The 3,414-nt window shown below is 72.8% G+C and carries 6 protein-coding genes; 1 reads left to right on the forward strand and 5 read right to left on the reverse strand.

From position 1 onward, the window contains the following. Positions 1-118 precede the first annotated feature (118 nt). From HW577_RS22760 to HW577_RS22775, 4 genes are all read right to left on the reverse strand, one after another. Positions 119-331, reverse strand: coding sequence for a hypothetical protein (locus tag HW577_RS22760; RefSeq protein WP_198378398.1), 213 nt, complete (start codon positions 329-331; stop codon positions 119-121). 117 nt (positions 332-448) lie between these two features. After that, positions 449-877 carry a protein-tyrosine phosphatase family protein gene (locus tag HW577_RS22765; protein WP_198378399.1) on the reverse strand — a complete coding sequence of 143 codons (429 nt, stop codon included), beginning with the start codon at positions 875-877 and terminating at the stop codon, positions 449-451. Beyond that, a complete protein-coding gene (locus tag HW577_RS22770) occupies positions 874-1,758 on the reverse strand; it encodes a CDP-alcohol phosphatidyltransferase family protein (protein ID WP_198378400.1) in 885 nt (294 codons plus the stop codon). The genes HW577_RS22765 and HW577_RS22770 overlap by 4 nt, the downstream gene beginning before the upstream one ends. Beyond that, positions 1,755-2,432 (reverse strand): phosphatidylserine decarboxylase, encoded by a 678-nt coding sequence (locus HW577_RS22775; protein WP_198378401.1) that lies wholly within the window; start codon positions 2,430-2,432, stop codon positions 1,755-1,757. Before HW577_RS22775 ends, HW577_RS22770 begins: the two co-directional genes overlap by 4 nt. 52 nt (positions 2,433-2,484) lie before the next feature. Here HW577_RS22775 and HW577_RS22780 point away from each other — a divergent pair, with 52 nt between their 5' ends. Then, the gene (locus tag HW577_RS22780) at positions 2,485-2,913 is read left to right on the forward strand and encodes a hypothetical protein (RefSeq protein WP_198378402.1); all 429 of its coding nucleotides are present in this window, start codon (positions 2,485-2,487) and stop codon (positions 2,911-2,913) included. Here the strand turns inward: HW577_RS22780 and HW577_RS22785 are convergent. Beyond that, positions 2,853-3,414 (reverse strand): LysM peptidoglycan-binding domain-containing protein (locus HW577_RS22785; RefSeq protein ID WP_232475176.1); only part of this gene is annotated, 562 nt, incomplete at its 5' end. The two genes, HW577_RS22780 and HW577_RS22785, sit on opposite strands and share 61 nt — an antisense overlap.

The following is a 3,414-nucleotide window of genomic DNA, read 5'->3' on the forward strand; positions in this document are numbered from 1 at the left end:
CTGCGCCGGCCGCCATCCCCGGGCGGGGATCACGGCGCGGCCATGGCGCGCGCAACGGCGCGTCCGCCCTTGTCGTTCCGCCTGCGCCCGGCGGGCGCCACGCGCAGGCGCGCCGGCGTCAGTTCGACGCCGCGGCGGGGTCGCGCGTGGTGATCTCAAGGCTCGCGGCGCCGATCAGGGAGGCGGCGAGGTCCATCCCCAGCGTCCGCGCTTCCCACTCCAGCAGCGCGAGGCAGGCGGCGATCCCTTCGCGGGTCGGGCGCGGGCGCGCTTCGTCCCACGTGCTGGTGGCGTCGCTCGGCTGGGGCTCGATGCTCGAAAGGGCGTTCATCATCCTGTCTCCCGCACTGCCATTGTGGCTGGAGGAAGGATGCGCCCGAAGGATTAATCGGGCGTTTCGGCGCGGAAGGTTTTGCAGCACATGCGCGTGATACTGCGCGGATCGACTTCAATCCGCCGTGCGCCGCGCGCCCTGCGCGAAGGCACGGACCAGTTCGGCCTGCGCCTGCGTCTCCACCGCGCGGGGGTCGTATTGCGCGCGCAGCCAGGCGATCGGGTCCTCGATCCCCGCCATCGCGGCAAGGCAGGCGAGCGCCGTCCCGGTGCGACCAAGGCCCGCGCGGCAGCCGACATGGAAGGCGTCGCCCGGGCGGGCGCGCATCGCGGCGACCATCTCGTCCAGCACCGCGCGCAGCGCGGCCGGGTCGGGCACGCCGAAATCGACGATGTCGAGGCGCCACTCGGCCTCCCCCACCCGCGCGCTGCGCGGTTCGAGGCAGAGGCCGCGCGCGCCTTCGGGCAGGCTGTCGAAGGGGCCGCCCGTGATGGTCACCTCGATGCCATCGAAGGACAGGCGGATGGCGCCGAGCGGCGTCACGTCCCGTTCGCGCGCGGCGGCGTCTCGGCCACCACCACGGGTTCAAGCAGGCTCTCCGCCTCCCGCTTCAGCCGCAGATACGACCGCAGCGAGAAGGGCAGCATGCCAAGGTAGATCAGCCCGCCCATCGCCAGCGCCGCCCAGGGCTCGGCCAGCAGCAGCGCGCCGAACAGGCCGACGCCGACCAGCAGCGGCAGCACGTATTCGCGCGGCACCTTGAAGTTCTTGAACGACCAGGTCGGCAGGGTGGAGACGAGCAGCCCCGCCACCAGCACCATCAGCAGCCCGACGAAGGCCGGGTGGCGCGCCGCGCCGGCCAGCCCCTCCCAGCCCATCTGCTGCAGCCACAGGCCGAGGAACAGCGGGAAGAGCACGCAGCCCGCGCCCGCCGGCGCCGGCACGCCGGTGAAGAAGTTGTAGGTGTAGGCGGGCTTCACGCCGGGCCCGACATCGAGCGAGGCGTTGAAGCGCGCCAGCCGCAGCGCCATGCAGACCGCGAAGAGCAGGCAGGGCGCGAAGCCGAAGGCCCGGTAGTCGTGCAGCGTCCACAGATACAGGATCAGTGCCGGCGCCACGCCGAAGCACAGGAAGTCCGACAGGCTGTCGAATTCCGCGCCGAAGCGAGACGTCGCCTTGAGCAGCCGCGCGAGCCGCCCGTCCAGCCCGTCGATCGCCCCGGCCGCCACGATCAGCACGGCGGCCAGTTCGAAGCGCCCGTCGAAGGCGGCTCGGATCGCGACCAGCCCGCAGCACAGCCCGAGCATGGTCATCATGTTCGGGATCAGCCGGTTGAAGGACTGGCCCTCGAAGCGCGGCCGCGTGCGCGGGCGGAAGCGCCGGCGCAGGCGGCGGACGCGGCCGCTGGCGTTGCCCTCGCTCATGCGCGGCCGAGCTCGGCGATCACGGTCTCGCCCCCGATCATGGTCTGGCCTTCGCTCACCAGCGGCACCACACCCTCGGGCAGGTAGACATCGGTGCGGCTGCCGAAGCGGATGATGCCGAAGCGATCGCCGGCCTGCACGGAATCCCCGACCTTGGCGTCGCAGAGGATGCGCCGCGCGACGAGCCCCGCGATCTGCACCACGGCCAGGTCGCGCCCGTCCGGCAGGCGGATGGCGAGCGCGTTGCGCTCATTCTCCTCGCTCGCCTTGTCGAGATTGGCCGAGAGGAACTTCCCGTGGTGGTAGGCGATGCGCGTGACGGTGCCCTCGACCGGCATGCGATTCACATGCACGTCGAGCACCGAGAGGAAGATCGCCACCCGCGGCCGCGGCGCCTCGCCCAGGCCGAGTTCGGCCGGCGGCACGGCGGGCGCGACGCTGACGATGTGCCCATCCGCCGGCGCGAGCACGAGGCCCGGTCGGCCTGGCGGCACGCGCTCGGGATCACGGAAGAAATAGAGGCAGAAGCCGGTGAAGAGCAGGCCGATCCAGGCCAGCCAGTCGCCGAGCAGCAGCAGGCCGAGCAGCACTGCCGCCCCGCCACCGATGAGGAAGGGCCGCGCGGCCGGGTGGGGCGGCGCGAGCACGAGGCGAAGGCTTTGTCCGAGGGCCATGATCGGCGCGCTTATGATGTTTTCACAGATTTCGGGCAACCCTTGGCTCACCATGGAAACGATCACCCTCGGACCGTTCGCCGTCAGGCCGGACGGCGCCCTCGAACCCCGCCGCACGGAGGGGCCGCCCGCGCTGGCCTTCGCCTGGCGCGGCCGGACCTGCCGCGCCGAGCTGGAGCCCGAAGGGCTGCGGATCTCGGCCGATGCGGCGCGCATCCCGTCCACCGCCGATCCCGGCGCGGATCGCAGGCGGGCCTTCGCCGCGCTCGAGACACTGCCGCGCCACCTGCCGCAGGGCTGGCGCGCGCGGCTGATGCCCGATCACCGGGTGCGGGTCGAAGCGGCGCGGACGATCGCCATTCCCGCCAATGCCACCTCGCTCGTGACGGCGATGGTGCGCTTCGTGCTGGAACTCGACCCCTATCTCGACACGCTCGAGGCCGAGGGCGTCGCCTGGACCTCGGGCACCGCGAAGATCTGACCGGGGAAGATGCGCTGCGGGTCGCGGATCTGGTCGCGGTTGGCGGCGTAGATGACGGTGAAGCGCGTCCCCCGCCCATAGACCGCGCGGGCGATGCGCCAGAGATTCGCGCCGGGCTGCACGACCACGCGGTTGCGCTCGAAGGCGTCGGGCGGCAGTTCGTCGCGCTGGAAGGGCACTTCGACGCGGGCCGCGACCCGGCCGCGCTCGGCGATCTGGTCGACACGGAGCGTGGCGCGACCGACCGGCGGCTGGCGCTCGGGCTGCAGCAGCCAGCGCCCTTCGGCATTCGCGACGGCATCACCCGCGTGCAGGTCCCCGACATAGACGCGCACCGAGGCCCCGGCCGGGGCGGTGCCCGCGAAGCGGACGGACCCGCCTTCCTCATAATCCACTGAGCTCATCCCGAGCCGCGCGGGCGCCGGCCGGCCGCCCTGGCGGGGCGCCTCGGGCGCCATCTGCGGGCCCTGCAGCAGGCGCGGCGCGGCGGCGGACCCGGCC

The sequence above is a fragment of the Neoroseomonas rubea genome, assembly GCF_016106015.1.
Classification (GTDB): domain Bacteria; phylum Pseudomonadota; class Alphaproteobacteria; order Acetobacterales; family Acetobacteraceae; genus Neoroseomonas; species Neoroseomonas rubea.

Coding starts and splice junctions, on each gene's coding strand:
- HW577_RS22770 (WP_198378400.1), bottom strand. CDS start 1,758: ATGAGCGAGGGCAACGCCAGCGGCCGCGTCCGCCGCCTGCGCCGGCGC.
- HW577_RS22780 (WP_198378402.1), top strand. CDS start 2,485: ATGGAAACGATCACCCTCGGACCGTTCGCCGTCAGGCCGGACGGCGCC.
- HW577_RS22775 (WP_198378401.1), bottom strand. CDS start 2,432: ATGGCCCTCGGACAAAGCCTTCGCCTCGTGCTCGCGCCGCCCCACCCG.
- HW577_RS22760 (WP_198378398.1), bottom strand. CDS start 331: ATGAACGCCCTTTCGAGCATCGAGCCCCAGCCGAGCGACGCCACCAGC.